At 62.7% G+C, this 25,692-nt stretch carries 30 protein-coding genes and 1 pseudogene; 13 read left to right on the top strand and 18 right to left on the bottom strand.

Annotated elements, in window-relative coordinates; genetic code table 11:
- Window positions 1-5: 5 nt before the first annotated feature.
- Complete coding sequence (locus NKI15_RS01915) at window positions 6-704, bottom strand: helix-turn-helix transcriptional regulator (RefSeq protein ID WP_352885645.1); 699 nt, start codon at window positions 702-704, stop codon at window positions 6-8.
- 127 nt (window positions 705-831) lie between these two features.
- Here NKI15_RS01915 and NKI15_RS01910 point away from each other — a divergent pair, with 127 nt between their 5' ends.
- Window positions 832-1,467 (top strand): LysE family translocator, encoded by a 636-nt coding sequence (locus NKI15_RS01910; RefSeq protein WP_023752318.1) that lies wholly within the window; start codon window positions 832-834, stop codon window positions 1,465-1,467.
- Between the two features lie 115 nt (window positions 1,468-1,582).
- Here NKI15_RS01910 and NKI15_RS01905 read toward each other — a convergent pair whose 3' ends face one another.
- From NKI15_RS01905 to NKI15_RS01855, 11 genes and pseudogenes are all read right to left on the bottom strand, one after another.
- A complete protein-coding gene (locus NKI15_RS01905; RefSeq protein WP_023752319.1) occupies window positions 1,583-2,098 on the bottom strand; it encodes an SRPBCC family protein in 516 nt (171 codons plus the stop codon).
- Entirely contained in the window at window positions 2,076-2,435 is a 360-nt protein-coding gene (locus NKI15_RS01900) for an ArsR/SmtB family transcription factor (RefSeq protein WP_023672338.1), read from the bottom strand. Before NKI15_RS01900 ends, NKI15_RS01905 begins: the two co-directional genes overlap by 23 nt.
- A 75-nt stretch (window positions 2,436-2,510) precedes the next feature.
- The gene (locus NKI15_RS01895) at window positions 2,511-3,602 is read right to left on the bottom strand and encodes a 3-deoxy-7-phosphoheptulonate synthase (protein WP_352885644.1); all 1,092 of its coding nucleotides are present in this window, start codon (window positions 3,600-3,602) and stop codon (window positions 2,511-2,513) included.
- 472 nt (window positions 3,603-4,074) lie between these two features.
- A pseudogene (locus NKI15_RS01890) lies at window positions 4,075-4,496 on the bottom strand (type II toxin-antitoxin system VapC family toxin).
- Window positions 4,493-4,756 (bottom strand): type II toxin-antitoxin system Phd/YefM family antitoxin, encoded by a 264-nt coding sequence (locus NKI15_RS01885; RefSeq protein WP_352514428.1) that lies wholly within the window; start codon window positions 4,754-4,756, stop codon window positions 4,493-4,495. Before NKI15_RS01885 ends, NKI15_RS01890 begins: the two are co-directional and overlap by 4 nt.
- Before the next feature lie 72 nt (window positions 4,757-4,828).
- Window positions 4,829-5,623 carry an SDR family oxidoreductase gene (locus NKI15_RS01880; protein WP_352514427.1) on the bottom strand — a complete coding sequence of 265 codons (795 nt, stop codon included), beginning with the start codon at window positions 5,621-5,623 and terminating at the stop codon, window positions 4,829-4,831.
- A 30-nt stretch (window positions 5,624-5,653) separates the two neighbouring features.
- Complete coding sequence (gene iolG, locus NKI15_RS01875) at window positions 5,654-6,649, bottom strand: inositol 2-dehydrogenase (RefSeq protein ID WP_352514426.1); 996 nt, start codon at window positions 6,647-6,649, stop codon at window positions 5,654-5,656.
- Between the two features lie 113 nt (window positions 6,650-6,762).
- A complete protein-coding gene (locus NKI15_RS01870) occupies window positions 6,763-7,545 on the bottom strand; it encodes an ATP-binding cassette domain-containing protein (RefSeq protein ID WP_027049093.1) in 783 nt (260 codons plus the stop codon).
- A 2-nt stretch (window positions 7,546-7,547) separates the two neighbouring features.
- Window positions 7,548-8,624 carry an ABC transporter permease gene (locus NKI15_RS01865; RefSeq protein WP_023687413.1) on the bottom strand — a complete coding sequence of 359 codons (1,077 nt, stop codon included), beginning with the start codon at window positions 8,622-8,624 and terminating at the stop codon, window positions 7,548-7,550.
- 161 nt (window positions 8,625-8,785) lie between these two features.
- Window positions 8,786-9,727, bottom strand: a complete 942-nt coding sequence (locus NKI15_RS01860) for a sugar ABC transporter substrate-binding protein (RefSeq protein ID WP_023684065.1) — start codon at window positions 9,725-9,727, stop codon at window positions 8,786-8,788.
- 369 nt (window positions 9,728-10,096) lie between these two features.
- Window positions 10,097-11,128 (bottom strand): LacI family DNA-binding transcriptional regulator, encoded by a 1,032-nt coding sequence (locus tag NKI15_RS01855; protein WP_023684066.1) that lies wholly within the window; start codon window positions 11,126-11,128, stop codon window positions 10,097-10,099.
- 174 nt (window positions 11,129-11,302) lie between these two features.
- On the opposite strand from NKI15_RS01855, the gene NKI15_RS01850 reads away from it, so the two are divergent.
- The 3 genes from NKI15_RS01850 to NKI15_RS01840 all read left to right on the top strand — a co-directional run bounded on the left by NKI15_RS01850 (window position 11,303) and on the right by NKI15_RS01840 (window position 14,040).
- Entirely contained in the window at window positions 11,303-12,406 is a 1,104-nt protein-coding gene (locus NKI15_RS01850) for a fatty acid desaturase family protein (RefSeq protein WP_023732723.1), read from the top strand.
- Window positions 12,407-12,491: 85 nt separating this feature from the next.
- On the top strand, window positions 12,492-12,806 hold the full coding sequence (locus tag NKI15_RS01845) for a MocE family 2Fe-2S type ferredoxin (RefSeq protein ID WP_023672328.1): 315 nt from the start codon (window positions 12,492-12,494) through the stop codon (window positions 12,804-12,806).
- 16 nt (window positions 12,807-12,822) lie between these two features.
- Entirely contained in the window at window positions 12,823-14,040 is a 1,218-nt protein-coding gene (locus tag NKI15_RS01840; protein ID WP_352653236.1) for an NAD(P)/FAD-dependent oxidoreductase, read from the top strand.
- A 162-nt stretch (window positions 14,041-14,202) separates the two neighbouring features.
- On the opposite strand, the gene NKI15_RS01835 is transcribed toward NKI15_RS01840, so the two are convergent.
- The 5 genes from NKI15_RS01835 to hslV all read right to left on the bottom strand — a co-directional run bounded on the left by NKI15_RS01835 (window position 14,203) and on the right by hslV (window position 18,426).
- Window positions 14,203-15,159 (bottom strand): DUF1402 family protein, encoded by a 957-nt coding sequence (locus NKI15_RS01835; RefSeq protein WP_352885643.1) that lies wholly within the window; start codon window positions 15,157-15,159, stop codon window positions 14,203-14,205.
- 276 nt (window positions 15,160-15,435) lie between these two features.
- Window positions 15,436-16,749 carry an ATP-dependent protease ATPase subunit HslU gene (hslU, locus tag NKI15_RS01830; protein WP_023741279.1) on the bottom strand — a complete coding sequence of 438 codons (1,314 nt, stop codon included), beginning with the start codon at window positions 16,747-16,749 and terminating at the stop codon, window positions 15,436-15,438.
- Window positions 16,750-16,753: 4 nt separating this feature from the next.
- Window positions 16,754-17,353, bottom strand: a complete 600-nt coding sequence (locus tag NKI15_RS01825; RefSeq protein ID WP_023695986.1) for a DUF2585 domain-containing protein — start codon at window positions 17,351-17,353, stop codon at window positions 16,754-16,756.
- Between the two features lie 4 nt (window positions 17,354-17,357).
- Window positions 17,358-17,885 carry a GNAT family N-acetyltransferase gene (locus NKI15_RS01820; RefSeq protein ID WP_023741280.1) on the bottom strand — a complete coding sequence of 176 codons (528 nt, stop codon included), beginning with the start codon at window positions 17,883-17,885 and terminating at the stop codon, window positions 17,358-17,360.
- Window positions 17,875-18,426 carry an ATP-dependent protease subunit HslV gene (gene hslV, locus NKI15_RS01815; protein WP_023672322.1) on the bottom strand — a complete coding sequence of 184 codons (552 nt, stop codon included), beginning with the start codon at window positions 18,424-18,426 and terminating at the stop codon, window positions 17,875-17,877. The genes NKI15_RS01820 and hslV overlap by 11 nt, the downstream gene beginning before the upstream one ends.
- A gap of 257 nt (window positions 18,427-18,683) precedes the next feature.
- On the opposite strand from hslV, the gene hisB reads away from it, so the two are divergent.
- From hisB to coaA, 9 genes are all read left to right on the top strand, one after another.
- A complete protein-coding gene (gene hisB, locus NKI15_RS01810) occupies window positions 18,684-19,283 on the top strand; it encodes an imidazoleglycerol-phosphate dehydratase HisB (RefSeq protein WP_023741281.1) in 600 nt (199 codons plus the stop codon).
- Between the two features lie 4 nt (window positions 19,284-19,287).
- Window positions 19,288-19,764, top strand: a complete 477-nt coding sequence (locus tag NKI15_RS01805) for a DUF2628 domain-containing protein (RefSeq protein ID WP_352885642.1) — start codon at window positions 19,288-19,290, stop codon at window positions 19,762-19,764.
- A 1-nt stretch (window position 19,765) separates the two neighbouring features.
- Window positions 19,766-20,416 carry an imidazole glycerol phosphate synthase subunit HisH gene (gene hisH, locus NKI15_RS01800; RefSeq protein WP_023672319.1) on the top strand — a complete coding sequence of 217 codons (651 nt, stop codon included), beginning with the start codon at window positions 19,766-19,768 and terminating at the stop codon, window positions 20,414-20,416.
- A gap of 1 nt (window position 20,417) precedes the next feature.
- Window positions 20,418-20,708: a DUF1330 domain-containing protein gene (locus tag NKI15_RS01795; RefSeq protein WP_352885641.1), complete on the top strand. Its 291-nt coding sequence runs from the start codon at window positions 20,418-20,420 to the stop codon at window positions 20,706-20,708.
- A 3-nt stretch (window positions 20,709-20,711) separates the two neighbouring features.
- Window positions 20,712-21,458: a 1-(5-phosphoribosyl)-5-[(5-phosphoribosylamino)methylideneamino]imidazole-4-carboxamide isomerase gene (gene hisA, locus NKI15_RS01790; protein ID WP_023694622.1), complete on the top strand. Its 747-nt coding sequence runs from the start codon at window positions 20,712-20,714 to the stop codon at window positions 21,456-21,458.
- The gene (locus NKI15_RS01785) at window positions 21,455-22,291 is read left to right on the top strand and encodes an arginase family protein (protein ID WP_352838798.1); all 837 of its coding nucleotides are present in this window, start codon (window positions 21,455-21,457) and stop codon (window positions 22,289-22,291) included. Before hisA ends, NKI15_RS01785 begins: the two co-directional genes overlap by 4 nt.
- A complete protein-coding gene (hisF, locus tag NKI15_RS01780; protein ID WP_023703763.1) occupies window positions 22,288-23,094 on the top strand; it encodes an imidazole glycerol phosphate synthase subunit HisF in 807 nt (268 codons plus the stop codon). Before NKI15_RS01785 ends, hisF begins: the two co-directional genes overlap by 4 nt.
- Before the next feature lie 8 nt (window positions 23,095-23,102).
- The gene (locus tag NKI15_RS01775; RefSeq protein WP_023681408.1) at window positions 23,103-23,426 is read left to right on the top strand and encodes a phosphoribosyl-ATP diphosphatase; all 324 of its coding nucleotides are present in this window, start codon (window positions 23,103-23,105) and stop codon (window positions 23,424-23,426) included.
- 132 nt (window positions 23,427-23,558) lie between these two features.
- The gene (gene coaA, locus NKI15_RS01770) at window positions 23,559-24,518 is read left to right on the top strand and encodes a type I pantothenate kinase (protein WP_023672313.1); all 960 of its coding nucleotides are present in this window, start codon (window positions 23,559-23,561) and stop codon (window positions 24,516-24,518) included.
- Here the strand turns inward: coaA and NKI15_RS01765 are convergent.
- The gene (locus NKI15_RS01765; RefSeq protein ID WP_023681407.1) at window positions 24,505-25,641 is read right to left on the bottom strand and encodes a phosphatase PAP2 family protein; all 1,137 of its coding nucleotides are present in this window, start codon (window positions 25,639-25,641) and stop codon (window positions 24,505-24,507) included. The genes coaA and NKI15_RS01765 overlap by 14 nt on opposite strands.
- Window positions 25,642-25,692 lie beyond the last annotated feature (51 nt).

Here is a 25,692-nt window from a genome sequence, read left to right as displayed (position 1 = left end):
TCGCTTCAGCCGCCAGCGACAGCGTTCGCCTCCCAGCCACTGACCCAGACCTGGCGCAGGCGATCGCCTTCGCCTTTGAAGCGCAGCCCGGTCGCTCGGCAATCGGCGATGCGGTCGCTGCGGAAATTGCGGATCGCCTGGCGCAGTTCACACCAGGCGACGATGTTGGCGGTTTCTGAATAGTAGATCAGCGCGATCGGACGGATCAGCCGCTCGGAGGCGCGGCCGATTTCGTCGCGATAGGACAGGTCGAGCTTTTCCTCGTCGCGGATGGCGCGGCGCACAACCGCCAGATCGATGGTGCCGATTGCCGGTGCTGCGAACCCCCAGACATGCAGTGCGTTGGCGTCGAACGCCTGGCGCAACGGTGGCGGCACGGCGCCGGCGATCTTGGCGCTGACGCGCTTGGCCGCCTGCTTGAGTTCGCTGTCTCCCGTGCGCTCCAGCAGGGCGAGCGACAGGACGATCGCTTCCATCTCCTCGATCGAAAACATCAGCGGCGGCAGGTCGAAGCCGGGCCGCAATATATAGCCGATACCGCGCCCGCCTTCGATCGGCACGCGCATCGCCTGCAGTGCGGCGATATCGCGATAGATCGAACGCATCGTGACTTCCAGCTGCCCGGCGATCATGGCCGCCGTCACCGGCTGCCGCGCCAGCCGCAGGATCTGGATGATCTCGAACAGCCGCGACGCCTTGCGCATTTCCTCTCCCTGATGAAACGCTACTGACACATCCCCGTCAGTTGGGATGATTTATTGGACTGCCTACCGGGTTGAAAATCAACAAATTCCTCAACGGCACCCCAGCAGGAAGCGACAGGCAACTGACATGAGTTACGCGGAAAATCTCTGGCTGTTCTTTATCCTGCTGTCCGGCATCATCATCGTGCCCGGCATGGACATGCTGTTCGTGCTTGCCAATGCGCTCACCGGCGGCCGCGACCGGGGCCTCGCCGCCACCGGTGGCATCATGGTCGGCGGCATCGTGCACACGCTGAACGGCGCCATCGGCGTCGGCCTGCTGATGCATTTCGTGCCGATCCTGTACAAGCCGCTGCTGATAGCCGGCGCCACCTACATGGCCTTCATCGGCATCTCGCTGGTGCGCAGTTCCATCAGCGTCGGCCACGACGGGCCCGCCGGCAGCCGTACGGCCTGGATGGCCTTTCGCCAGGGACTGGTGACCTGCCTGATCAACCCGAAGGCCTATCTCTTCATATTTGCCGTCTATCCGCAGTTCCTGAAGCCGGATTACGGCCCGATCTGGATGCAGGCGACGGTCATGGGCTCGCTGACGATGCTGACGCAGGCCGCCATCTATGGCGGGCTCGCCATCACCGCCGGCCGCAGCCGCAATCTGCTGGTGGCCAATCCGCGGACGACCGCGTTTGCGGGCCGGGCGGCCGGACTGCTGCTGTTTGCGGTCTCGGTGTTTACGGCATGGGAGGGGTTGAGGGCGGCGTGATCCCGATCAAGCGATGACGCCGCGTTTCTTCGCCTCGGCGCGGCGCTTGCGGATTACTGTCCCGGTCTTTTCGTCGTCGAGGGCGGCAGCTACCCCGTCCGCGAGACCGATGACGTCATGACCGCCTCACGCCCTCGCCCAAGACGACGAGAAGCTCGTCCAATTGCTCGAACGTCTCGCCCATCGCATTCGCCGCCCCGGTACCGGCCGCGTCGAGAGCCTCCTTCGAGGGATAGAGTTCGTGCATGACCAGCAGCGTCTTGCCACCCTTTTCCTCGAAGGTCAGCGTGGTGACGGGTCCACCGTCACCACCTTCCTCATTGGTCCAGACGAGGCGTGAGTGGGGTGTCACTTCGATATACCTGCCGAAGAATTCGTGAAGGTCCGAGGCGTCGTGGCCGAACACCAGGCGGTACGTGCCTCCGGTACGAGCATCCATCTCGCATGAACGCAGGAACATGCCCATCGACTTCGGCACCCACCACTGCTTGAACAGCTCGGGCTTGGTCCACGCCTCGAACACGATGCGCGCCGGACCGTTGACTGTTCGCGTGACGACCAGCTCCCGTTCGGACTTCCGTTCGACCGTGGTGCGGCTGTTCGTGGGCTCACTCTCGGTTCTTTGGCGCATCGGCTTTCTCCTTCCGTTTCAATTCCTCGACAACCTTGTCCAACTCGTTGAAGCGTGCGTCCCAGAGCAGGCGGTGCCGCTCGATCCAGGCCGCCTCTTCCTCCAGTCCGCGCAGGCCGAGCTTGCAGGTCCGCACGCGGCCAACCTTCTGCGTGGTGACGAGCCCCGCCTGCTCCAGGACGCCGACGTGCTTCTTCATGCCCGTGAGGGTCATGTGGAACTTTCCGGCAAGCTCGGTGATCGAAGCGTCTGCGCGTCCGAGCTGCTCCAGAACGCCACGCCGGGTGGCGTCCGAGAGCGCGGCGAACGAGGAATCCAAGTCGGTATACTGAACCATACGGTTCAGTATTTAGCAGACCGGTTGCCGGGGTGCAAGGGGAGCCGCAGCGTCCTTCCCGCGCATCGCCTCGTATCAGGCGGCGCCCGGCCGGTTCTCCATCATGGCGCGGCGGGCTGAGCGGCGCCATTCTACGGCGCCGGCGAGGCCGTGCAGCACCGTCTCTGTGGTCGCCCAGTCGATGCAGCCATCTGTGATGCTCTGGCCATAGACGAGCGGCTTGCCTGATACCACGTCCTGCCGGCCGGCGACGAGATTGCTCTCGATCATGACCCCGATGATACGCTCGTCCCCTGCTGCCACCTGGCCGGCGACATCGGCCGCCACCTTCGGCTGGTTCTCCGGCTTCTTGCTCGAGTTGGCGTGGCTGACATCGATCATCAGACGGGGGGCGACGCCGATGCGGGCAAGTTCGACCGAGGCCGCCTCGACGCTCGCCGCATCGTAATTCGGCTGAACGCCGCCGCGCGGGATGACGTGGCAGTCCTCATTGCCGGTAGTAGTCGCAATGCCGCTGCGTCCGCCCTTGGTCACCGCCATGAAATGATGCGGCTGGGCGGCGGATTTCACCGCCTCGGCGGCGATCCTGAGATTGCGGTCGGTGCCGTTCTTGAAGCCGACCGGGCAGGACAGGCCGGAAGCCAGTTCGCGGTGGATCTGGCTCTCGGTGGTGCGCGCGCCGATGGCGCCCCAGGCGACGAGGTCGGCAATGTATTGCGGCGTCGTCATGTCGAGGAATTCGGTCGCTGCGGGCAGGCCGAGATTGTTGACCGCCGACAGCACGTTGCGCGCCATCCGCAGCCCCTTGTCGATGTTGAAGCTGCCGTCGAGGTCGGGGTCGTTGATCAGGCCCTTCCAGCCGACGGTCGTGCGCGGCTTTTCGAAATAGACCCGCATGACGATCTCCAACCGGTCGCACAGGGTCTCGCGCAGCGCCACCAGCCGGCTGGCATAGTCAACGGCCGCGACCGGGTCGTGGATCGAACACGGGCCGACGATGACAAGCAGCCGGTCGTCGGTGCCGTTCAAGATGGCATGGGTGGCGTTGCGTGAGGCGCTCACGGTGCGCGTTGCCGTCAGCGTGCGCGGGATCTCCCGCATCACCTGGTCCGGCGTGCTCAATTCTCGGATTTCCTTGACCCGAAGATCGTCTGTGGTGGTCAACACGGCTTTCTGCTCCTGTTTTTAGGGAGACCTGCCGGCTGATACAAAAAAGCCGCCAGGTCTGGCGGCTGTTCGGACTTGTTGCTGCAATCTTCAGATCGAGCGCAATCCTCCCGCCGCCAGCGAGCTCGTAAAGTACCAATAGGTGGCGGTCAGGTTGATCATGAGGCTCATATAGTCGATGCGGGGGTGTTTGTCACGTGGGGTATGCGGAGACAATTCGGGATGGGCCGAATCCCGCGATTTCGTCATCCCTGGGCGGAGCAGGAGCGAAGCTCCGTCGCGGAGACCCTGGGATCCATTCCGTGACCTGGGCCGTGGAGTGCGGCGGAGCAGAATTCTGGACCGTAGCAGCGCTCTGAAGTCGCGGCGTGGATCCTCGGGTCTGCGCTGCGTCGCTACGCTCCTTGCTCCGCCCGTGGATGACGAAGTGCCGGCGGTTCGCCAATCGCCAATACGTATAACGCGGAGCGGCTCATGCGGTCCAGGGATCGAAGAGTTCAAGCCCAAAGCCTTCGAAATCTTTCGTATTGCACGTTGCCAAGGTGAGCTCGTGCGCAATCGCAGTGGCTGCGATCAGGCCGTCCATCGACGACAGACCACGACCGCGGCGCTTCGCAAGACCCATCAGGTCGCCCCAGGCAAGGCAACCGCATCGTCCACCGGCAAAACCCGCTGTTCGAAGCGCTGGGGCAGGTCCCGGGCGAGCCATTCGGCCAGCGCCTCGCGTTTGCGGCCCTCATCCATCAGAGAGACGCCGCGCCGGATCTCGGCGATCGACACTACGCTGATGAAGGAGCGGTCCTCATCAAGCTCGTCCAGCCAGCCCAGGACACGTGCGACAGGCGCTGGCCTCGTCACCTCGGACAGGACATTCGTGTCGAGCAGCAGTCTCACCGCGGCAGGTCACGCGGTTCGTCGCGCTGACGTTCAAGGTCGAGATCGGCGCCGCGCAGCGGCGAGTCCAGCAGGAACTCGGCAAGCGTACCCTTGCGTGCGATCTTGCGCTGCCATTCCTCGGCCGAGACGACAACCACGCTTGGTTTGCCGTTCTTGGTGATCGTCTGCGGCGAGGACTGCGCGCGCTCGATGACCTCGGAGAGCCGGGCTTTTGCCCCGGCAACCGTCCAGTTGGTGCCTTTGGATGACGTTGGCATCGCATCCCTCGTGACTATCATGACTATCATGACTATCTGGGAATGGCGATGTTGCTGCAACAGGGTTTGAAGCTACTCCGGCGAGGTCCCCGCGACGTTCTGGTCATAGTCGACCAGCGAGCCGGTCATGACACCGGATTGCGGGCTGGCCATGTAGCTGATCAGCCGCGCCAGTTGGTCGGGCTTCACCAGTTGGCCCATGGGCTGGCCGGCCTCTGCCTTTGCCAGCCAATCGTCGGAGGCACCGTGCCATTTCTTCTGCACGATGTCCTCGCCCTCGGTGTCCATCCAGCCCGGCAGAACGGCGTTGCAGCGGATGCGGTTGGAGCGATAGGCGTTGGCGACGTTCTTGGTCAGTGTCGCCAGTGCACCCTTGCTCGATGAATAGGGCGCCAGGAAGGACTGGCCGCAATGCGCCGACATAGAGAGCACGTTGACGATCGAGCCCGGCGCCTTCTTGTCCAGCAGATGCGCCACCACGCCCTGCATCAGGAAGAACGGGCCGCGCACGTTGGTCTGGAAAATCTGGTCGAAGGTCTCTTCGGAGGTTTCGACCAGCGAACCGCGCGCGGACGTGGCGGCGGCGTTGACCAGCGCGTTGATGGTGTCGAAATGCGAGATCGCGGTTGCCACCGCGCGCTTGCAGTCCGCCACTTTCGAGACGTCGGCGCTGATGAAGATCGCATCGACGCCTGCCTTCTTGAAGTGGGCGACAGCCTTGTCGCCCTTCTCCTGCGAACGGCCGATGAGCGCCAGCGCCTTGCAGCCCTCGTCGGCCAGCGCTTCGGCGACGGCAAAGCCGATGCCTTGCGCGCCGCCGGTGACGATAGCGCGCGTGTTCGAATTGCGATCGGCGGATGTGCTCATCGCTCTGCTCCTGTGCCTTGGTTCCGGTTCTTACTTGTCGAGACGGACGGTCTTGCCTGATGTCGCCGACTTCAGCGCGGCATCGGCCAGCTTCAGCGCCACGAGGCCGTCGGCGCCGCTCGGCGATGCCTTCTTGCCCGAGGTTGCAGCAGTGATGAAAGCGGCAATCTCGATGGCGTAGGCGTCGAGATAGCGGGTCATGAAGAAGTCGTGCAGCGGCGGGCGCGTATAGCCCTTCTCATTGGCGACCTCGATCGACACCGGCCGCTGGTTCTCGGCGGCGACCATGCCCTTGGAGCCATGCACCTCGATGCGCTGGTCGTAGCCATAGGTGGCGCGGCGCGAATTGGAGATGACGGCCTGCTTGCCGGACGCGGTTTCGAGGATGACGCTGACCGAATCGAAATCGCCGGCCTCACCGATCTTCTTGTCGACCAGAACCGAGGCATGGGCGCTGACCGCGACCACCTCTTCGCCGAGCAGGAAGCGCGCCATGTCGAAATCGTGGATGGTCATGTCGCGAAAGATGCCGCCCGAGCGCTTGATGTAGTCGACCGGCGGCGCACCTGGATCGCGCGAAGTGATGGTGACCATCTCCACCTTGCCGATGGCGCCGTCGTCGATCGCCTTGCGTACGGCGGCGAAGTGCGGATCGAAGCGGCGGTTGAAACCGACCATCAGCGTCGCCTTGGCCTTGTCGACCACGGCCAGGCATTTCTCGACACGCTTGACGTTGAGATCGATAGGCTTCTCGCAGAAGATCGCCTTGCCGGCCTTGGCGAAACGCTCGATCAGATCGGCATGGGTGTCGGTCGGCGTGCAGATGACCACGGCGTCGATGTCCTTGGCCTTCTCGATCGCGTCGATGGTGCGCACTTCGGCGCCATAGGCGGTTGCCAACTCGGTCGCCGCCCTCTCAAAGGCATCGGCAACGGCCACCAGTCTGGCCTGCGGGTTGGAGCCGACGGCGCGGGCATGGACCTTGCCGATGCGGCCGGCACCGAGGAGGGCGAAACGAACAGTCATGGGGTATTTCCTCTAGGGGGATGGGTTCGAGAGAGTTGTGTCTCCACCTTCCTTTTGAGAAAGGTGGCAAGATAATTTTTCGAGCACGCCAGAAAACAGGATGACCATCCTGTTCAGGCCGCGAGTTCCGCCTCCCCGGTCTTGGCGCCGGTGATGTAGGAGACGATGTCGTTGCCGTCGGTGTTTTCCTTGCGCAGGTTGGCGACGATGCGGCCGCGCCGGAAGACGACGATGCGGTCGCACAGGTCGAACACCTGGCGCATGTTGTGGCTGATCAGGATCAGCGGCTCGCCATTGTCCTTCAGCGTGCGGATGATGTTCTCGACCTGCGCCGTCTCCTGCACGCCAAGGGCTGCCGTCGGCTCGTCCATGATGATCAGCTTGGAGGCGAAGGTCGCGGTCCGGGCGATCGCAACGCACTGGCGCTGGCCGCCCGACATGTGGCGAATGGTGTTGGACAAATTGGGGATTTTCACTGCCGTGCGGATCAGCGCCGCCTCGGTCGCCTTGCGCATGTATTTGCGGTCGAGGATCGAGAACGGCCCGAGATTGAAAAGCACCTTTTCGCGGCCGAGGAACAGGTTCGACGGCACGTCGAGATCGTCGGCCAGCGCCAGGTTCTGGAACACGGTCTCGATGCCCGCCGTGCGCGCTTCGATCGGCCCGGCAAAATTCACTTCCCTGCCGTCGAACCAGATCTGGCCACTGGTGCGTTGCTCGACGGCGGTGATCTGGCGCACGAAGGTCGATTTGCCGGCGCCATTGTCGCCCATGATGGCGACATGCTCGCCCTTGCGCAGCTCGAAATTCGCGCCTTCCAGCGCGTGCACGCCGCCATAACGCTTGGTCAGGTTTTCGGTCTTCAGGACGATGTCTGTCGTGGAGATATCTGGCATGGTCAAGCCCTCAATGCCCGCATGCGCTGGCGCCATTGGTCGAGAACGACCGCGCCGACGATGATCACGCCCTTGACCATCTCCTGATAGTAGGCGTCGAGGCGCAGGAAGGTGAAGCCGGAAATGATGACGCCGAAGATCAGCGAGCCGATCACGGTGCCGACGATCGAGCCGCGACCGCCCGACAAAGAGACGCCGCCGATGACCGCCATTGCGATGGCGTCTAGCTCGTACATGACGCCCATGCCGGACTGTGCCGTCAGGTTCTTGGAGGAGAGCACGACGGCGGCCAGCGCGGCTAGGATGCCGGCAATGACGTAGACGAGGATCTTGTGGTTGGCGATCTTGATGCCCGACATGCGCGCGGCATCCTCGTTGGAGCCGATGGCATAGCAATGCTTGCCGTAGCGTGTGTAGGTCATGATCAGCTGGAACAGCACCGCCAGCGACAGGAAGATGATGACCGGCATCAGGCCCTTGCCGATACCAGCGAAACTTTCGGTCGGAAACGAGATCGGCTGACCCTTGGACCACCATTTGGCAATGCCGCGCGCGGTCACCATCATGCCGAGCGTGGCAATGAACGGCGGAATGCGCGTGTATGCAATCAAGGAGCCGTTGACGAGACCGGCGAGCAGACCGCAGCCGATGGCGACTAGTACCGGCACGATGACCGGCAGGTCGGTCCAGCCTTGCGCCAGGAACATCGCCTTGGGGTTGGGGTTACCGTTGACCGTCGCCACCTGGGCAAAACTCATGGCGATCATGGCGGTGGCGCCGACGATCGAGCCCGAGGACAAGTCGATGCCGCCGCAAATGATCACCTGCGTGACGCCGATGGCGATGATGCCGACGATCGACACCTGCAGGATGATGATCTGCAGGCGGGCCTCATTGAAGATCCCGGCGACGTTGTCGCGCGTGTTGAACAGGAAGCTGTCGCCAAGAAAGATGCGGCCGATCATTTCGAAGATGACGACCAGAATGACCAGCGCCAGGAAGACGTTGAATTCGGCCGGCCATGTCCGCCTCTTCGCGTCATAGCTGACCCCGCCGACGCCATGAGATGTCTGTGACATGCCTTGTCCTCCGTGAGGCCGCATTTGCCCTTCCGCCCCTCAGGGCGGTGGGGAAAACGGGAGCGGCGCGGTTGCGCCGCTCTCTTGTTTGTTTGTCGCAATTCCGGACGGAAAACCGCTTCACACTTTTTCCTGGAATTGCTTACGCGTGAGTTGCCGGCTCAGTTCTTCTTCAGGAACTTGTCGATGTTGGCCGGCGTAACCAGCTGGAAGGGCACGTAGACCTTGTGCTCGACCTTCTCGCCCTTGGCGAGCTTCAGTGCCGCGTCGAGCGCGCCGGCGCCCTGGCCGGCCGCATCCTGGAACACGGTGGCATCGAGGTCGCCGGCCTGCATGGCGGCAAGCGCGTCCTGCGTGGCGTCGACACCGCCGACGACGACCGTCTTCATGTCGATGTTGGCGGCCTTCATCGCCTGGATGGCGCCGATGGCGCTTTCGTCATTGTTGGCGATGACGCCGTCGAACGGCTTGCCGGTTGACAGCCAGTTGGTCATCAGGTTCTGCGCTTCGTCGCGGTTCCAGTTCGAAGTCTGCTTGTCGATGATCTTGATGAAGCTGCACTCCGGCGTGGCGATCACCTCTTCGATGTCCTTGGTGCGCTGCACGGCGGCCTGGTTGGAAAGCTCGCCCATGATGACATAGACATTGGCTTCCTTCTTGCCGGCCTCGGTGAACAGGCGGCAGACTTCCTTGGTCTCGAGCGTGCCGGAATCGGCCTCGTTCGACGCGACGAAGGCCTGGTTGTCCGGCAGCGTGTCGACATTGACCGGCTGGCGGTTGACATAGACCAACGGGATCTTGGCGGCTGCGGCGGCGTCCGACATCGCCTGCGTGGCCGAGGTGTCGACCGGGTTGACGATGATGGCGTCGACGCCCGAGGCGGCGAAGTTCTTGATCTGGTCGAGCTGCTTGGCGACGTCGTTCTGCGCGTCCTCGACCTGCAATTCCACGCCGCTCATGCCCTTGGCCTGCTCGATCATGCCGTTGCGCAGCACGGTGAGGAAGTTGTCGTCGAACTTGGCCATCGACACGCCGACCTTGGCGGCAAAAGCGGACGAACTCATCAGCGCCGCAAAGGCGACGCCCAAAATTAGTTTCTTCATTGTGTTTCTCCTCCACATTGGTGTCCGGCTGCACCGATCTCCCCGGAATCCTCGATCGCCCGAGGAATCTCTCCCGAATGGCTTCTATTCCGGATGGCGGTTCCCAAGGGATGGAACGCCAGGCTCCCAGTTTGAAACAGATGTTCCGGAACGAAAGAACCAAAATACCAATCTGATGAAATATTTATTCCATTTTTTCGCGAGACGTCAAGAGCGATTCCTAAGTCGGAAAGCGGATTTTCGGTCGCCGCGCCGCAATTTCACGTCGAATCAAGGCCGACAGCGGCACAGGCCGAGTCTGAAGGCAGACTCTGATAGATTCTATCATCGCCGGAGAGCGCGCGCCTAACGGGTCGGCGCGGCAACGCGTTAGATATTTTCCGGCAGATAGATGTCGAAGGGCAGAAAGGTCTGGCCCGGCGCGTTGGCGGCGCCGGCCTCGATGGAATGCGCCATCAGGTCGACAAGCTCGCGGCACAAGGCGGCGAGCGGCGTCGAGATCACCATTGTCAGGATGTTGTCGGCGAGTGCCGCGCGCGATTCGGCGTTGATCTCGTTGCAGACGACCACCGGCATGTTTGCGGGCTTCGCTGCGCGCAGCGCCGAGACCGCGCCTTCCATGCCGCCGCCGGCGACATAGCAGCCGGCAAGATCCGGATACCGCACCAGGAGATCGATCATCGCATCGTGGGTGACCTGGTTGGCTTCCAGATTGACCAGCGTTTCCATCACCGTGAAGTCCGGCGCATGTTCGCGGAAGAAGGAGCGAAATCCGATCTCGCGCAGTTCATGGCCGTGGAAGCGATGACTGCCGACGAAAAGGGCGACCTTGCCGGGGTTCTTTGCCGCCCTGGCGATCATCCAGGCCGCGGTGCGACCGACCTTGCGATTGTCGAGGCCGACATATCCCTCACGGATGCCAGCGGCAAAGTCGGACAGCAGCGAGAAGACAGGTTGCCCCCTCGCTTTCAGCGACTCCACGACCGCCGTCAGCGTCGGATGGTCCGGACCGACAACGGCGATTGCTCTGGATTTCGCTGCCAGCTTGCGCATCTGGGCGGCGATCTCGTCGGCGGCTAGCGAGCTGGCGAAATCGATGGTGGCGACGCCGCGGAAGCGCTGCGATTGCGAGACCGCCATTTCTAGCTCCCTCGCGAAATCGCCGTAAAAAACATCATTGCCCCGCAGCAGCAGAAAGCCGAGGCGGTATTCCGGCAATTCCTGGCGCATGCGCCGCTTGATCAGCCCGGCGGCGTGGTAGCCGATGCCGGTCGCCGCCTCATAGACGCGGCGCGCGGTTTCCTCGCGCACCGGCAGCCGGTTGTTCAGCACCCTGTCGACAGTGGCGACGCTAACGCCGGAGATGCGCGCCAGATCGGTGATGGTTGGCCGTTTTGCCATGACTGTCCCGCATGAGTGCCTGCAACTGCTTACATCGTTCTGATGGAAAATGATAGAAACTATCTTTGTGATATTGAGACTATCACCGCATGGCGCTATTTTGCGCTCGGACACAGGCGCCTGTAATGGACATATCCGTCCTGACGGATGCTGTGGCCGACGGAGGCAGCCCCTATGGAAGCGACACTATCCACACCACCGTCCCGGCGCGACTACAGCCTGATCGGCCGCGACGCCAAGCTCGCCGTCGAGACCGGCCTGTCGGCGGCCGAGTGGTATCACACCGATATTCCGCGCAAGCAGATGAAGGAGCTGATGCAGCGCTCCGATGGGCCGGCGATCCGCGACACCACGATCTGGCTCGCCGCGCTGATCCTGAGTGCCGCCGGCGGCGCCTGGTTCTGGGGCAGCTGGTGGTGCGTGCCGTTCTTCTTCGTCTATGGCGTGCTCTACGGCTCCTCCACCGACTCACGCTGGCACGAATGCGGCCACGGCACCGCCTTCCGCACCCAGTGGATGAACGACGCGGTTTACCAGATCGCCTGCTTCATGATCATGCGCAATCCGGTGACCTGGCGCTGGAGCCACACCCGCCACCACACCGACACCATCATCGTCGGCCGCGACCCGGAAATCTCGGTGATGCGCCCGCCGGACCTGTTGCGCGTCGCGCTTGCTTTCGTCGGCGTGATCGACGCCTGGAAGGCGATGTCGGACATGCTGCGCAACGCCGCCGGCAATATCAGCGCGGCGGAAAAGACTTTTATCCCCGAACAGGAGCAGCCTAAAGCCATTCGCATCGCCCGAATCTGGACGGCCATCTATGCCGTCACCATCGCGATCGCACTGTATTTCGGCTCATGGCTGCCGCTGATGCTGGTCGGGCTGCCCCGGCTCTACGGCGCCTGGCATCATGTCATGGTCGGCCTGCTGCAGCATGGCGGGCTCGCCGAAAATGTCGTCGACCACCGGCTGAACAGCCGCACCGTCTACATGAACCCGGTCAGCCGCTTCATCTACTGGAACATGAACTATCACGTCGAACACCACATGTTCCCGATGGTGCCCTATCATGCGCTGCCCAAACTGCATGCGCTGATCAAGCACGATCTGCCGGCGCCGACGCCGTCGATCCTGGCCGGCTACCGCGAGATGATCCCGGCCTTTTTGCGCCAGCTGCGCAACGAGGACTATTTCCTCAAGCGCGAATTGCCGCCGACGGCGCGGCCGTACCGCGAGGAATTCCACAACGACGCCGTCGCCGCCGCGGCGGAATGATCGCGCGATTAAGCTTTTGTTTTGACGCAACTCCGAACGGAAAACCGCAACGCACTTTTCCTGGAATTGCTTTTGGGAGGAACACATGAGCGACTGGATCGAAGCCTGCGCCGCCGGCGACATCGACGAAGAAGATGTGATGCGCTTCGATCATGGCGGCCGCACCTTCGCCATCTATCGCAGCCCCGATGACGACTACTTCGCCACCGATGGCCTGTGCACGCACGAAAAGGTGCATCTGGCCGACGGGCTGGTGATGGATGACATCATCGAGTGCCCCAAGCACAATGGCCGCTTCAATTACAAGACGGGGGCGGCACGCGGCGCGCCGGTTTGCGTCAATCTCGCCACGTATCCGGTAAAGGTCGAGGCCGGCAAAGTGCTGATCCAGATCGGGTAGGACCATGCAGGCGGGAATGGTCATCATTGGCGCCGGCGAGTGCGGCGGGCGGGCAGCCCTTGCTCTGCGCGAGCTGGGCTATGACGGGCCGGTGACGCTGGTGGGTGACGAACCCCATCTGCCCTATGAGCGGCCGCCCCTATCCAAGGACGCAATGACGAGCGACGCGGCCGAGATCAAGACGATCGCCAGCGACGAAATTCTGGCCGAGAAATCGATCCGGCATATCCATTCCGTTCAAGCGGTGGCGATCGACCGCCCGGCGCATATGGTGCGGCTGTCGGACGGTTCGGCCCTGCCCTACGACAAGCTGTTGCTGGCGACCGGCTCGACACCGCGCAAGCTGCCGATGCCGGGATTGGGGTCGCGCTGCGTCTACCTCCGCACCTTTGCCGACGCGCTGGCCATTCGCGCCCACCTCAGCCCGGCAAACCGCATCGCCATCATTGGTGGTGGCTTTATCGGCCTGGAGCTCGCCGCTTCGGCGCGCAAGCTCGGGGCCAGCGTCACGGTCATTGAGGCGCAGCCGCGCATCCTCATGCGCGGGGTGCCGGCGGAGATCGCTGAAATCATCCATCAGGCGCATGAGGCCGAAGGCGTGACCGTGCTCACCGGTCAGGGCATCGCTGATATCGCCGACGACGGCGCTGAGGTGCACATCATGCTCGCCGATGGGCAGGACATCGTCGCCGATCTCGCCGTCATCGGCATCGGCGCCGTGCCGGTGACCGGGCTTGCCGCGGAAGCGGGCCTGACCGTCGATAACGGCATCGCCGTCAATGGCGAACTCCAAACAATCGATCCCGACATCTTCGCCGCCGGCGATTGCTGCTCGTTTCCGCTCGCTGTCTATGCTGGCCGGCGGGTAAGGCTGGAAGCCTGGCGCAATGCGCAGGAACAGGGTGCGCTGGCCGCGAAGAACATGCTGGGCGCCCGCGAGGCGCATGCCGCGGTGCCATGGTTCTGGTCGGATCAGCATGGTTTGTCGCTGCAGATCGCCGGCCTTCCCGACGAGGGCAAAAGCACGGTCCGCCGCGATCTCGGCGACGGTGCTTTTATTCTGTTTCATCTGGCCGAGGATGGCACGCTGGTGGCGGCGAGCGGCATCGGTACGGGCAATGCCGTGGCGCGCGACATCAGGCTGGCCGAGATGCTGATCGCGAAACGGGCACAGCCGGCGCCGGAGGCGCTGGGATCGCAGGCGGTCAAATTGAAGTCGCTGCTGGCGGCGTGAACCCACCCTCCCCTTGTGGGGGTCCGAAGGACGGGCGAGACCCGTGGCTCGCCTCGGCAAGTCGCTGCGAAGCAGCGAGGTGGGGGCGGCGCAGACCCCCACCCGGACCTTCGGTCCGACCTCCCCACAAGGGGGAGGTAGGGGCCTTGAGCTTCAAACCACCTAAAACAGCGCCTTCAGCTCGTCCAGCTTGTCGTTGACCAGCCAGCCGTAATAATTCTCCTCGGGCAGTTTGACCGCCTCACCCGCCGCGCGGCGCTTGTCGTTCTCGGCCTTCAGCGCATAGGCGCGCTGCTCGGGATTGCCGACATTGTAGAGCGTGGCGGTCAGCCCCGGATTGCCTGAGATGTCGAAGCCGGCAATGTTTTTGTAGGCGTCGATCGACTTCCTGATCGTCGCTGCGACGTAGGGCAATGTCAGATCCGGATCCATGATGGTCTTGTAGACCCCATTGGGATCGGCGACATCGAGCTCGGGCAGCCCCGACACCTTGTGCACGAGATCGCTCATCTGCAGCGCGGTCAGCGGGTTGAGCTGGCCGAGGCCAAAGGTCTGGCCGGCATAATAGGGCTGGAAGAAGGTGGCGCCGAAACGGTCGTTGGGAAAGCTGGTGCCGCCGACGGTCTTGCCGCGGAAGGAGCGGTTCCACACCTGCTCGCGGCATTCCCACAGGTCGTAGCTGTCCGACATCGTGCACTTCTTGAATTCCGGCCGCTGCACGAAATCGGTGATGTCCTCGCCGTCATAGGCGAAGGACAGCTTGCTGGAGAGGTAGGAGATCGCCTTGACGTAGTAGGTCTGCAGCCGGTCGTAGGCATCGACATTGTAGGTGTGCTCGCCGACGATGGCGCCGACGATGTGCAAGGGGTTGATGCCGTAAGCGGCAGCCGCCTTCCTGATCTTGGCGCGCAATTCGGCGTCGTTCTGCAACAGAGCGTAGATCTTGCGGTATTTGGCCTGGAAGGTGGTGTTGGTGGCCTGGGTGCGGCGGCTGGAGGCGCCCGGTATGTCAGGCTGCACGACATTGCGGTTGCCCGCCGGCACCAATGTCGCCGCGTCAGCCGCGAACAGCGTCGCCGCCAGCGTCAAGCCGAGAATGAGCAGGATCAGTTTTTTCATGCGCCGCCGCCTAGAGAATTGCCGCGCAAATTAGGTAAAGCTCCCGGTCGAGTCGAGAGCGCCCTTGCAGCCAGCAAGACGAAAGGTGGCCGCATGATACCATCCGGCCACACACGATGATGTTTGCCGGAAACTGTTGCCTAAGCATCGGCCCAAAAATCGAAACCGATTTTTGGAAAGTCCGATGCGTCGATTCAATACTGTTAGAGCGACCTTTGCGCGTCCAAAGGACGCGCGGCGCTCTAATACCGGCGCCGGATGAACCGGCGCCCTCGTTTAAAGGATGAATCGCGACAAATCTGTGTTTCGCGAGAGGTCGCCGACATGCTTTTCCACATAGGCGGCATCGATGGCGACGCTGGTGCCGTTGCGGTCGGGCGCGTCGTAGGAGATCTCGTCCAGCACGCGCTCCATCACCGTCTGCAGGCGTCTCGCTCCGATGTTTTCGACGCTAGCGTTGAGGTCGACAGCGATGCCGGCCAGCGAATCGATGGCATCGTCGGTGAAGGTGAGGTCGACGCCTTCGGTCTTCATCAGCGCGATATACTGCTTGATGAGGCTGGCCTCGGTCTCGGTGAGGATGCGAATGAAATCGTCCTTCTCCAGCGCCCGCAACTCGACACGGATCGGCAGGCGGCCCTGCAATTCCGGCAACAGGTCGGACGGCTTGGAGACATGGAAGGCGCCCGAGGCGATGAACAGTATGTGGTCGGTCTTCAACGGTCCGTATTTGGTCGCAACCGTCGTGCCTTCGATCAGCGGCAGCAGGTCGCGCTGCACGCCTTCGCGCGAGACGCCGGCGCCCATGCCACCTTCGCGCGAGGCGATCTTGTCGATCTCGTCGAGGAAGACGATGCCGTCATTTTCGGTCGCATCCAGCGCCCGGCGCACGACTTCGTCCTGGTCGAGCAGCTTGTCGGACTCGTCGTTGACCAGCAGCGCGTAGGATTCCTTGACCGTCGTCTTGCGCGCCTTGGTCTTCTTGCCACCCATCGCCTTCGACAGCATGTCGTTGATGTTGAGCACGCCGATATTGGCGCCCGGCATGCCGGGGATCTCGAAGCCGGGCATGCCGCCGGTGCCGGCGTCGGCAACCTCGATCTCGATCTCCTTGTCATCGAGCTCGCCGTCGCGCAGCTTCTTGCGGAAGCTATCGCGGGTCGCCGGGCTCGCCGTCTTGCCGACCAGGGCTTCCAGCACGCGCTCCTCGGCATTGAGGTGCGCGCGCGCCTTCACGTCCTCGCGCATCTTCTCGCGCACCAGGCCGATGGCGATCTCGACCAGATCGCGGATGATCTGCTCGACATCGCGGCCGACATAGCCGACTTCGGTGAACTTGGTGGCCTCGACCTTGACGAAAGGCGCACCGGCGAGTCGCGCCAGGCGGCGCGAGATCTCGGTCTTGCCGACGCCGGTCGGGCCGATCATCAGGATGTTCTTCGGCATCACCTCTTCGCGCATCTGGCCTTCCAACTGCTGGCGGCGCCAGCGGTTGCGCAAGGCAATGGCCACGGCGCGCTTGGCGTCCTTCTGGCCGATGATGAAGCGGTCGAGTTCCGAAACGATTTCACGGGGAGAGAAGGTGGTCATATCACTAGATTCCACTTTGCCACTGCTTGATGGACTCGAACGGATGCAGCAGCATGATCACGTTGAGCGTCAGATTGTCCCGGATGAGGTAGCCGACACCCAGTTCGAAGATGAGGGCGAGGCCGACGATGCTCCATATAGGTAGCTTTCGCGCCATCACAAATCCCAGCACCATGGCCAGTGTGTCGGACACCGAATTGATGATCGAGTCGCCATAGTAATCCAGCGAAATGGTACCGGCGCGGTAGCGCTCGATGATGAACGGGCTGTTTTCCAGGAGTTCCCAGCCGCCCTCGATGACGACGGCGAAAGCCAGGCGCAGACCGATTGGCGAGCGCGGGAACAGGAACCAGGCCAAGGCGTAGAACAGGAAGCCGTGGATGATGTGCGAGAACGTGTACCAGTCGGAAATATGCTGGGAATTCTCCGAACTGTTCACCACACCGTGCCAGAGTTTGACGTAACCGCAGGTGCAGATCGGCGTGCGGCCCATGCCGTAAAGCGCGCCGGCCTGGAAGATGAGCAGAGCGAGCACGAGCAGAAGCCCCATCCGCCAGCTGTCTTCGTAGGCCGAGTAATTTTTGGCAGTTCCCGGTGTCGCCATCAACTCATTCCCCTTCTTCCGCGTCGCCGTCTTCGGCATCGGCAGCCATCAGCACGACGTCCCCATATCTAGAGTGCCTGCGATCGATAGCCCTGAAGCCCGCTTTTTCATAGGCGCGGATGGCGCGGCCATTGTCGGGATGCGGATCGATGATGATGCGCGGCGCGCCTTCATCGAACAGTTGCTCGACGAATTGCCTGACGATCGCCGAGCCATGACCTTTGCCAACCAGGTCCGGCACGCCGATCGACAGGTCGATGCCGAGCGTGCCCAACGGCTGGTCGGCATAGGGATGGCCATCTTCCAGATGCGGATCGTAGCTCTGCAGATAGGCGATCGGCCTGCCGTCGAACTCGACGATCAGCGGCTCTACAGAAATTGAGTCAATGTGCTCCCGGATTTCGGCGATTTCCGTCTCAGGATCGTCCCACCATCCGGCGACATGCGGCTCGGCCAGCCAGCCGGCGATCATCGGCAGGTCTTTTTCGGTAACCGGTCGAAAATCATAGAGCACCGGCGGGTTAGCCGGCATCGAGCGTTTCGACAACAAAGTTGTTGTTGGTATAGACGCAAATGTCGGAGGCGATCTGCATCGCCTTGCGGGCGATCTCCTCGGCATCCTTGTCGCTGTCCATCAGCGCGCGGGCAGCGGCCAGCGCATAGTTGCCGCCGGAACCGATGGCCATGACGCCGAATTCGGGCTCTAGCACGTCGCCGGTGCCGGTGAGCGCCAGCGAAACCGACTTGTCGGCCACCAGCATCATCGCTTCCAGCCGGCGCAGATAACGGTCGGTGCGCCAGTCCTTGGCGAGCTCGACGCAGGCGCGCGTCAACTGGTCCGGATATTGTTCGAGCTTGGCTTCCAGCCGCTCCAGAAGGGTGAAAGCGTCCGCTGTGGCGCCGGCGAAACCGGCAATGACATTGCCGCCCTTGCCGATGCGGCGCACCTTTTTGGCGTTGCCTTTCATGATGGTCTGGCCAAGGCTGACCTGGCCGTCGCCGGCGATCACCACCTTGTTACCCTTACGCACCGTCACGATGGTCGTGGCGTGCATGCTCAGTTCATTGGACATCTGCTGCTCCGATTCGCGCGATCCCGATAAGGCGATTGGCGCGGGATTTCGATCGGCCATATGTATGCATGGGGCTAACGATTGCAAACCGCCTCCGCCATGGGCCGATAGCGGTCCGCATCGCAACTGGCCATCGCAGGATCATGCTGCTAGAAGGCTTTCGTTTTCAAGCAAATGAGCGCCTGGAGGCATTGTCTTTTCGTTTCGCCCCGGTCAGTTGCCAAAAGTGTCGTATGCCCAAAGACAAGGACAAGGTCATGGCGTCCCGTACCGCCGAAGTCAGCCGCAAGACCAAGGAAACCGAGATCAGCGTCTCGGTCCACGTCGACGGCACCGGAAAATCCGAGATGTCGAGCGGCGTCGGCTTCTTCGACCATATGCTGGACCAGCTCTCGCGCCACTCGCTGATCGACATCACGGTGAAGGCCAAGGGCGACCTGCACATTGACGACCACCACACGGTCGAGGACACCGGCATTGCGATCGGCCAGGCGCTGGCCAAGGCGCTGGGCGAGCGGCGCGGCATCATGCGCTATGCCTCTGTCGACCTTGCCATGGACGAGACGCTGACGCGGGCCGCGATCGACGTGTCGGGCCGTCCGTTCCTGGTCTGGAATGTCGCCTTCTCTTCGCCGAAGATCGGCACGTTCGACACCGAACTGGTGCGTGAATTCTTCCAGGCGCTGGCGCAGAATGCCGGTATCACGCTGCATGTCACCAACCATTATGGCGCCAACAATCACCATATTGCTGAGACCTGCTTCAAGGCGGTGGCGCGCGCGCTGCGTTTCGCACTGGAGCGCGACCCGCGCCAGCCCGATGCAGTTCCCTCCACCAAGGGATCTCTGAAAGGGTAGGCTGATGGCCATCTATGTCGTGATGGAACCGCCAGGCCGCACCGAGGCGGCCGACGCACCCATTTTTGTCCGCGACGGTTTTTCCTGGCTGGCTTTCCTGGTGGCGCCGCTGTGGCTCGCCTGGCACAGGCTGTGGATCGAGGCGGCGCTCGCCTTCGTCGCCATGGGGCTCATCTCGGTGCTCGGCCAATGGCTGGGACTGGACTGGGCCGGCTCCGCACTGTCTTTACTGGTCTCGCTCTATATAGGGCTGGAAGGCCAAGGGCTGCGGATCACAGCGCTGCGCCGCCGCGGCTGGCATGAATGGGGCGTCGTCGAAGCCGACAATCCTGACGATGCCGACATCCGCCAGACACTGGACGCCGAGGCGCTTGCCGACGAGCCGGCGCCGCTGCCGCGCATCGTGCCGGACGCCAGCCTGGCCCGGCCGACGCAGACCGGGCTGACGCTGGGCCTGAGCCATACGCCGGGAAAAGCCTGAGATGCGGGTTGCCATCATCGATTACGGGTCGGGCAATCTGCGCTCGGCCACCAAGGCCTTCGAGCGCGCCGCGCATGAAGCCGGCATTGCCGCTGCCATTGAGCTGACCGCCGACGCCGAGCGGGTGCGCAGCGCCGACCGAATCGTTTTGCCCGGCGTCGGCGCCTATGCCGATTGCGCGGCGGGCCTGCGCGGCGTCGCCGGCATGTGGGAAGCGGTGGAAGAGGTAGCGATCGCCAAGGCGCGGCCGTTCCTCGGCATCTGCGTCGGCATGCAGCTGATGTCGCAGCGCGGCCTGGAAAAGACCGTGACCAAGGGCTTCGGCTGGATTGCCGGCGACGTCAAGGAGATCACGCCCGCCGATCCGGCGCTGAAGATCCCGCAAATCGGCTGGAACACCATCGATCTGGAGCGCAAGCACCCGCTGTTTTCGGGTATTGCGACCGGGCCTAAGGGTCTGCACGCCTATTTCGTTCATTCCTACCATCTCGACGCGACAAGGCCGGACGAAGTGCTGGCCGTCGCCGATTATGGCGGCCCGGTAACGGCGGCGGTCGCGCGCGGTAACCTTGCCGGCACGCAATTCCATCCGGAAAAGAGCCAGGCGCTCGGCCTGGCACTGATCACCAACTTCCTGCGCTGGAGGCCTTGAGATGAGCAAGAAGGGCTACTGGATGGCGATGGTCGATGTGACCGATCCGGAAAACTATCCGAAATACATCGCCGCCAACAAAGCGGCGTTCGACAAATACGGCGCGAAATTCCTGACGCGAGGCGGTCAGTCGTCAAGCCCGGAAGGGCCGTCCGGCAATCGCCATGTGATCGTCGAGTTCGAAAGCTACGAGGTCGCGCTGGCTTGCTTCCATTCCCCCGAATACCAGGCAGCGCTGAAATTCCGGCGCGCTTATTCGACCTCGCATTTCGTCATTGTGGAAGGGGTCTGAACGGTGATCCTGTTTCCGGCCATCGACCTCAAGGACGGCAAGTGCGTGCGGCTGAAGCACGGCGATATGGCGACCGCGACCATCTACAATGACGACCCTGCGGCCCAGGCCAAGGCCTTCGAAGAGCAAGGGTTTGAATGGCTGCATGTCGTCGACCTCAACGGCGCCTTCAAGGGCCAGAGCGTCAACAGCGCGGCGGTCGGCGCCATCCTCAAGGCGACGAAAAACCCGGTGCAGCTCGGCGGCGGCATCCGCACGCTGGCGCAGATCGAGGACTGGCTCGACCGCGGGCTGGCCCGCGTCATCCTCGGCACGGTGGCGGTGCGCGATCCCGACCTGGTCCGGGAAGCCTGCAAGGAATTTCCTGGAAAGATCGCCGTGGGCATCGACGCCAAGGGCGGCAAGGTGGCGGTCGAAGGCTGGGCCGAGGCCTCCAGCCTCGGCGTCATCGAACTGGCGCGGAAATTCGAAGGCGCCGGCGTTGCCGCCATCATCTACACCGATATCGACCGCGACGGCGTTCTGACCGGCATCAACTGGGATGCCACGATAGATCTCGCCGACGCGGTCTCGATCCCGGTCATCGCCTCGGGCGGGCTGGCTTCGATCGCCGACATCGTGCGCATGACCATGCCCGACGCGAAGAAACTGGAAGGCGCCATCTCCGGTCGCGCGCTCTATGACGGGCGCATCGATCCGGCCGAGGCGCTGGCGGTGCTGCAGGGCAAGGCGATGGAGACCCGGCCGTGAAAATCTCCATCATCCTGGCCTCCTATGACAGCGGCCACTATCACGGCGGCATGGGCCGAGGCCCGGATGCACTCATCGCCGGCGGGCTTGTCGACGCGCTGACGCTCTCCGGGCATGACGTCGTCGTCACCGATATCGGCAGGGTTGGCGACGAACAGCAGCGCGAGATCGCCACCGGCTTTGCCGTGTGCGGTGCCGTCTCCGGCGAGGTCCGCATCGCCATAGACCGCGGCCGGTTTCCCATCGTGCTGGCCGGCAATTGCCTGACATCGGCCGGTGCGGTTGCCGGCGAGGATGCCGATGCGATCATCTGGGCCGACCAGCATGGCGATCTCAACACGCCGGAGACGTCCATCTTCGGCTTTCTCGACGGCATGGCGCTGGCCACGGTTCTCGGCCTGTGCTGGAAGCCGATGGCCTCGGCCATCCCCGGCTTCAGGCCGATCGATCCGGCGCGCTGCGTGCTGGTCAACGCGCGCGATCTCGATCCGGCCGAAACGGAGCTGTTGAAGACGTTGCCGGTCATCCGCACCGAATGCCCGGACTGGGCGACGGCGAGCGGCAGGCTGAAGGCGCCGGATGCGAAGCGGGTGCACCTGCATCTCGATCTCGACGTGCACGACCCCGGGGCGCTGCAGGTCAACCGCTACACCACGCCCGGCGGCCCGGAGCCGAAACAGCTGCGCCAGGCTGTCTGCGGCATGGCCGGCCTGCTGCCGATTTCCGGCATCACCATTTCCGCCTACGATCCGGCGTTCGATGCGCAGGCCGAGGTTCCGCCGCTGGTCGGCGAACTGCTAAGCGAGTTGCTGGCGACGATGGAGAAGGGCTGATGCTGAAGGCCCGAATCATCCCTTGCCTCGACGTCAAGAACGGCCGTGTCGTCAAGGGCGTCAATTTCGTCGACCTCATCGATGCCGGTGATCCGGTCGAGGCGGCCAAAGCCTATGACGCGGCCGGCGCAGACGAGCTTTGCTTTCTCGATATCACCGCGTCGTCCGACAACCGTGAAACCATCTTCGACGTCGTCGCCCGCACCGCCGAACAATGCTTCATGCCGCTGACCGTCGGCGGCGGCGTGCGCCAGGTCGCCGATATCCGTAAACTGTTGCTGGCCGGCGCCGACAAGGTGTCGATCAACACTGCGGCGGTGAAGAACCCCGATTTCGTCGCCGAAGCCGCCGACAAGTTCGGCAACCAGTGTATTGTCGTGGCCATCGACGCTAAGAAGGTGTCGGCGCCGAAAGAGCCCGGCCGCTGGGAGATCTTCACCCACGGTGGCCGCGAAAAGACCGGCATCGATGCGGTCGAGTTCGCGCGAAAAATGGTCGATCGCGGCGCTGGCGAGATCCTGCTGACCTCAATGGACCGCGACGGCACCAAGGCCGGTTACGACATTGCGCTGACCCGCGCGATAGCGGATGCGGTGCGCGCGCCGGTGATCGCGTCGGGCGGCGTCGGCACGCTCGATCATCTGGTCGAGGGCATTCGCGACGGCCATGCCGGCGCCGTGCTCGCCGCCTCGATCTTCCATTTCGGCACTTACACGATTGCGGAAGCCAAGGCGCATATGGCCGCGGCCGGGCTACCGATGCGGCTGGACTACCCGGTTCAATCCACTCCACAAAGGCAGTAGGCTGCGCCATGGCTGAATTTTCGCTGTCCGATCTGGAAACAATCATTGGCGAACGCGCCCGTTCCGGCGACCCGGACTCGTGGACGGCAAAACTGTTCGCCAAAGGCATCGACAAGGCGGCGCAGAAGCTTGGTGAAGAGGCAGTCGAGACCGTCATTGCCGCCGTCAAGGGCGACGAGAAAGCCCTCGTTTCCGAAAGTGCCGATCTCATATATCATTGGCTCGTCGTGCTTGGCATGGCCGGCGTTTCGCTGGGCGAGGTGCTGAAGGAGCTTGAGGGCCGCACCGGCCGTTCGGGCGTCACTGAAAAGGCATCCCGGCCTAAAGGCTGACCGCTAGAGCCGGATGATTTCGGGCCGAGGCCTTAAATCTGAATCCGTCTCTCAATTGATAGAGGGAGCATGATGTCGCCCGAAAACCGCTTCACACTTTTCGGCCTCATGCTCTAGAGGGCAGGAAACTCGATGGACCAGCTCGCTCCGACCGAGAAATATTCCCCCTATCGTTTCTTCTCGGCCGAGCAATGGTCGAACTTCCGCGCCGACACGCCGATGACGCTGGGCGAAGACGAGATCAACCGTCTGCGCTCGTTGAACGATCCGGTCGACCTGGAAGAAGTCAAGCGCATCTATCTGTCGCTCTCGCGGCTGCTTTCGGCGCATGTCGAGGCCAGCCAGCTGCTGTTTCGCCAGCGCCAGGCCTTCTTCAACGCGCTGGATGTGGTCAAGACACCGTTCATCATCGGCATTGCCGGTTCGGTTGCGGTCGGCAAATCGACCACGGCGCGCGTGCTGAAGGAGCTTCTGGCGCGCTGGCCGTCGAGCCCCAAGGTCGATCTCATCACTACCGACGGGTTCCTGCTGCCCAACAAGGTGTTGCGACGCGACAATCTGATGGAGCGCAAGGGCTTTCCCGACAGCTACGATGTCGGTGCGCTGCTGCGTTTCCTCTCGGGCATCAAGTCGGCCCAGCGCAATGTCCGCGCGCCCGTCTATTCGCATTTGACCTATGACGTCATCCCCGGCGAGTTCGTCACCATCGACCGGCCCGACATTCTGATCTTCGAAGGCATCAACGTTCTGCAACCCGGCAAATTGCCGAAGGACGGCAAGATAGTGCCGTTCCTGTCGGATTTCTTCGATTTCGCCATTTATATCGACGCCGACGAAAAGCTGATCCACCAATGGTACATCGCCCGCTTCATGCGCCTGCGCGAGACGGCCTTCCGCAATCCGGACTCCTTCTTCCACCGCTATTCGCAGCTTTCGGAAGACGCCGCGCGTGCCATTGCGGAAGGCTTGTGGGCCAACATCAACCTGAAAAACCTGCGCGAGAACATCGTGCCGACACGAGCGCGCGCCGACCTCATCCTGCGCAAGGGCGCCAATCATCTGGTCGAGGAAGTGGCGCTCAGGAAACTGTGACGGCCGCCTCCGGGCGGCTGCCGCCAGCCGCCGATTGCCGGGCCGGGCCTGGCATCAGGATTTCGCCGTCGGGTACCAGCTTGCGGACGGCCGCACATAGGGCGATCGTGAGCGCGACCGCCGCATAACCATCGATCGCATAGTGCCAACCAAGATAGACCGAACTCGCGACTATGAAGGCGACATACAGAAATGCGATGGCGCCCAACCGCTGGTCGTACTCCCAGGTATACACCGCATTCAGGGTGATCAAGGCGACATGAACGCTTGGAAATGCCGATATTCCCGACGCGAGTCCAGTCACACCCTCGGTCTGGAGCGTCCACAGATACTGCTGGTACACGGCGGCGGAACTCGCCGACGGGCTTTGCGCAAGAAACGAAAGCTGTTCACCGAAGCGTGGCACATCGCCGGTGACATAGCCGTAGAACGCCGGTCCGGCCGACATGAACAGCCCGGCCAGGATGTTTCCGACGACTACCCACACCACCATGAAGGACAGCACATAGCGTCTCTTCAGATGCGTGGTGCGTGGTGACGTGACCATGAAAAACAGCATGCTGTAGCAAATGATGAACCACAGCATGTCGTAGTTCCATCCGACGGATTCCCGTACCCAGTCATGCTTGCCGATAACGTAGAGCCATCGCCACGGATCAGTGCCGAAATGCAGATAGGCATCGATATCTGCCAAGGCGCGATCATAGGGGAAACCTTTCCACAGGACGGACATGCCGTTCTTGACCGAGGTGAAGGTGCTTTGGAAAATCATGATGCCCATCAACAGACATATGCCGGAAAAGAGAACCGCCATCCGCTCGGCTGAGAACATCTTGCCCGCAGCAAATTTCCGCCGACGCTCAAATCGATGCAAAAGCCAGCCGGTTTCCAGGAGAAGCGATACCGCCGGCAGCACGAAACCGAAAACCATAAGCCATATCGGCACGTAGGTCTGGTATGCGGTGCGATGGAGCGCGCCGACCCAAGCCAGAAACCCCAGCCCCGTTGCAGTGTAGATGCCAATGAACAGGTAGAGCGATGCATCCGAGCGGGCGATCGAAACCGTGCGCCATGCGGCATTTCGAATGTAGCGCCAAATCACTTCGGATTCGATTTCGAGCATGGTATCCACACCGGGAATGATGACGTTTTGGCGCAGACTAGCGGCCGAAAC

The sequence above is a fragment of the Mesorhizobium sp. M0862 genome (assembly GCF_040319795.1).
Taxonomy (GTDB): Bacteria; Pseudomonadota; Alphaproteobacteria; order Rhizobiales; family Rhizobiaceae; genus Mesorhizobium.
Note: the sequence above shows the minus strand (reverse complement) of the source record. Positions and strands in the feature narration are given on the sequence as shown.

Bases quoted from the DNA above. Each gene is read 5' to 3' on its own strand.
- NKI15_RS01805 (WP_352885642.1), top strand. From the start codon at position 19,288: ATGGCCATCTATGTCGTGATGGAACCGCCAGGCCGCACCGAGGCGGCC.
- NKI15_RS01860 (WP_023684065.1), bottom strand. From the start codon at position 9,727: ATGAAGAAACTAATTTTGGGCGTCGCCTTTGCGGCGCTGATGAGTTCG.
- NKI15_RS01855 (WP_023684066.1), bottom strand. From the start codon at position 11,128: ATGGCAAAACGGCCAACCATCACCGATCTGGCGCGCATCTCCGGCGTT.
- coaA (WP_023672313.1), top strand. From the start codon at position 23,559: ATGGACCAGCTCGCTCCGACCGAGAAATATTCCCCCTATCGTTTCTTC.
- NKI15_RS01915 (WP_352885645.1), bottom strand. From the start codon at position 704: ATGCGCAAGGCGTCGCGGCTGTTCGAGATCATCCAGATCCTGCGGCTG.
- hslV (WP_023672322.1), bottom strand. From the start codon at position 18,426: ATGTCCAATGAACTGAGCATGCACGCCACGACCATCGTGACGGTGCGT.
- NKI15_RS01910 (WP_023752318.1), top strand. From the start codon at position 832: ATGAGTTACGCGGAAAATCTCTGGCTGTTCTTTATCCTGCTGTCCGGC.
- NKI15_RS01775 (WP_023681408.1), top strand. From the start codon at position 23,103: ATGGCTGAATTTTCGCTGTCCGATCTGGAAACAATCATTGGCGAACGC.
- NKI15_RS01835 (WP_352885643.1), bottom strand. From the start codon at position 15,159: ATGAAAAAACTGATCCTGCTCATTCTCGGCTTGACGCTGGCGGCGACG.
- hslU (WP_023741279.1), bottom strand. From the start codon at position 16,749: ATGACCACCTTCTCTCCCCGTGAAATCGTTTCGGAACTCGACCGCTTC.
- NKI15_RS01840 (WP_352653236.1), top strand. From the start codon at position 12,823: ATGGTCATCATTGGCGCCGGCGAGTGCGGCGGGCGGGCAGCCCTTGCT.
- NKI15_RS01870 (WP_027049093.1), bottom strand. From the start codon at position 7,545: ATGCCAGATATCTCCACGACAGACATCGTCCTGAAGACCGAAAACCTG.
- NKI15_RS01820 (WP_023741280.1), bottom strand. From the start codon at position 17,885: ATGCCGGCTAACCCGCCGGTGCTCTATGATTTTCGACCGGTTACCGAA.
- iolG (WP_352514426.1), bottom strand. From the start codon at position 6,649: ATGACTGTTCGTTTCGCCCTCCTCGGTGCCGGCCGCATCGGCAAGGTC.
- NKI15_RS01900 (WP_023672338.1), bottom strand. From the start codon at position 2,435: ATGGTTCAGTATACCGACTTGGATTCCTCGTTCGCCGCGCTCTCGGAC.
- NKI15_RS01880 (WP_352514427.1), bottom strand. From the start codon at position 5,623: ATGAGCACATCCGCCGATCGCAATTCGAACACGCGCGCTATCGTCACC.
- NKI15_RS01865 (WP_023687413.1), bottom strand. From the start codon at position 8,624: ATGTCACAGACATCTCATGGCGTCGGCGGGGTCAGCTATGACGCGAAG.
- NKI15_RS01795 (WP_352885641.1), top strand. From the start codon at position 20,418: ATGAGCAAGAAGGGCTACTGGATGGCGATGGTCGATGTGACCGATCCG.
- NKI15_RS01825 (WP_023695986.1), bottom strand. From the start codon at position 17,353: ATGGCGACACCGGGAACTGCCAAAAATTACTCGGCCTACGAAGACAGC.
- hisB (WP_023741281.1), top strand. From the start codon at position 18,684: ATGGCGTCCCGTACCGCCGAAGTCAGCCGCAAGACCAAGGAAACCGAG.
- hisH (WP_023672319.1), top strand. From the start codon at position 19,766: ATGCGGGTTGCCATCATCGATTACGGGTCGGGCAATCTGCGCTCGGCC.
- NKI15_RS01905 (WP_023752319.1), bottom strand. From the start codon at position 2,098: ATGCGCCAAAGAACCGAGAGTGAGCCCACGAACAGCCGCACCACGGTC.
- NKI15_RS01850 (WP_023732723.1), top strand. From the start codon at position 11,303: ATGGAAGCGACACTATCCACACCACCGTCCCGGCGCGACTACAGCCTG.
- NKI15_RS01765 (WP_023681407.1), bottom strand. From the start codon at position 25,641: ATGCTCGAAATCGAATCCGAAGTGATTTGGCGCTACATTCGAAATGCC.
- NKI15_RS01885 (WP_352514428.1), bottom strand. From the start codon at position 4,756: ATGCCAACGTCATCCAAAGGCACCAACTGGACGGTTGCCGGGGCAAAA.
- NKI15_RS01845 (WP_023672328.1), top strand. From the start codon at position 12,492: ATGAGCGACTGGATCGAAGCCTGCGCCGCCGGCGACATCGACGAAGAA.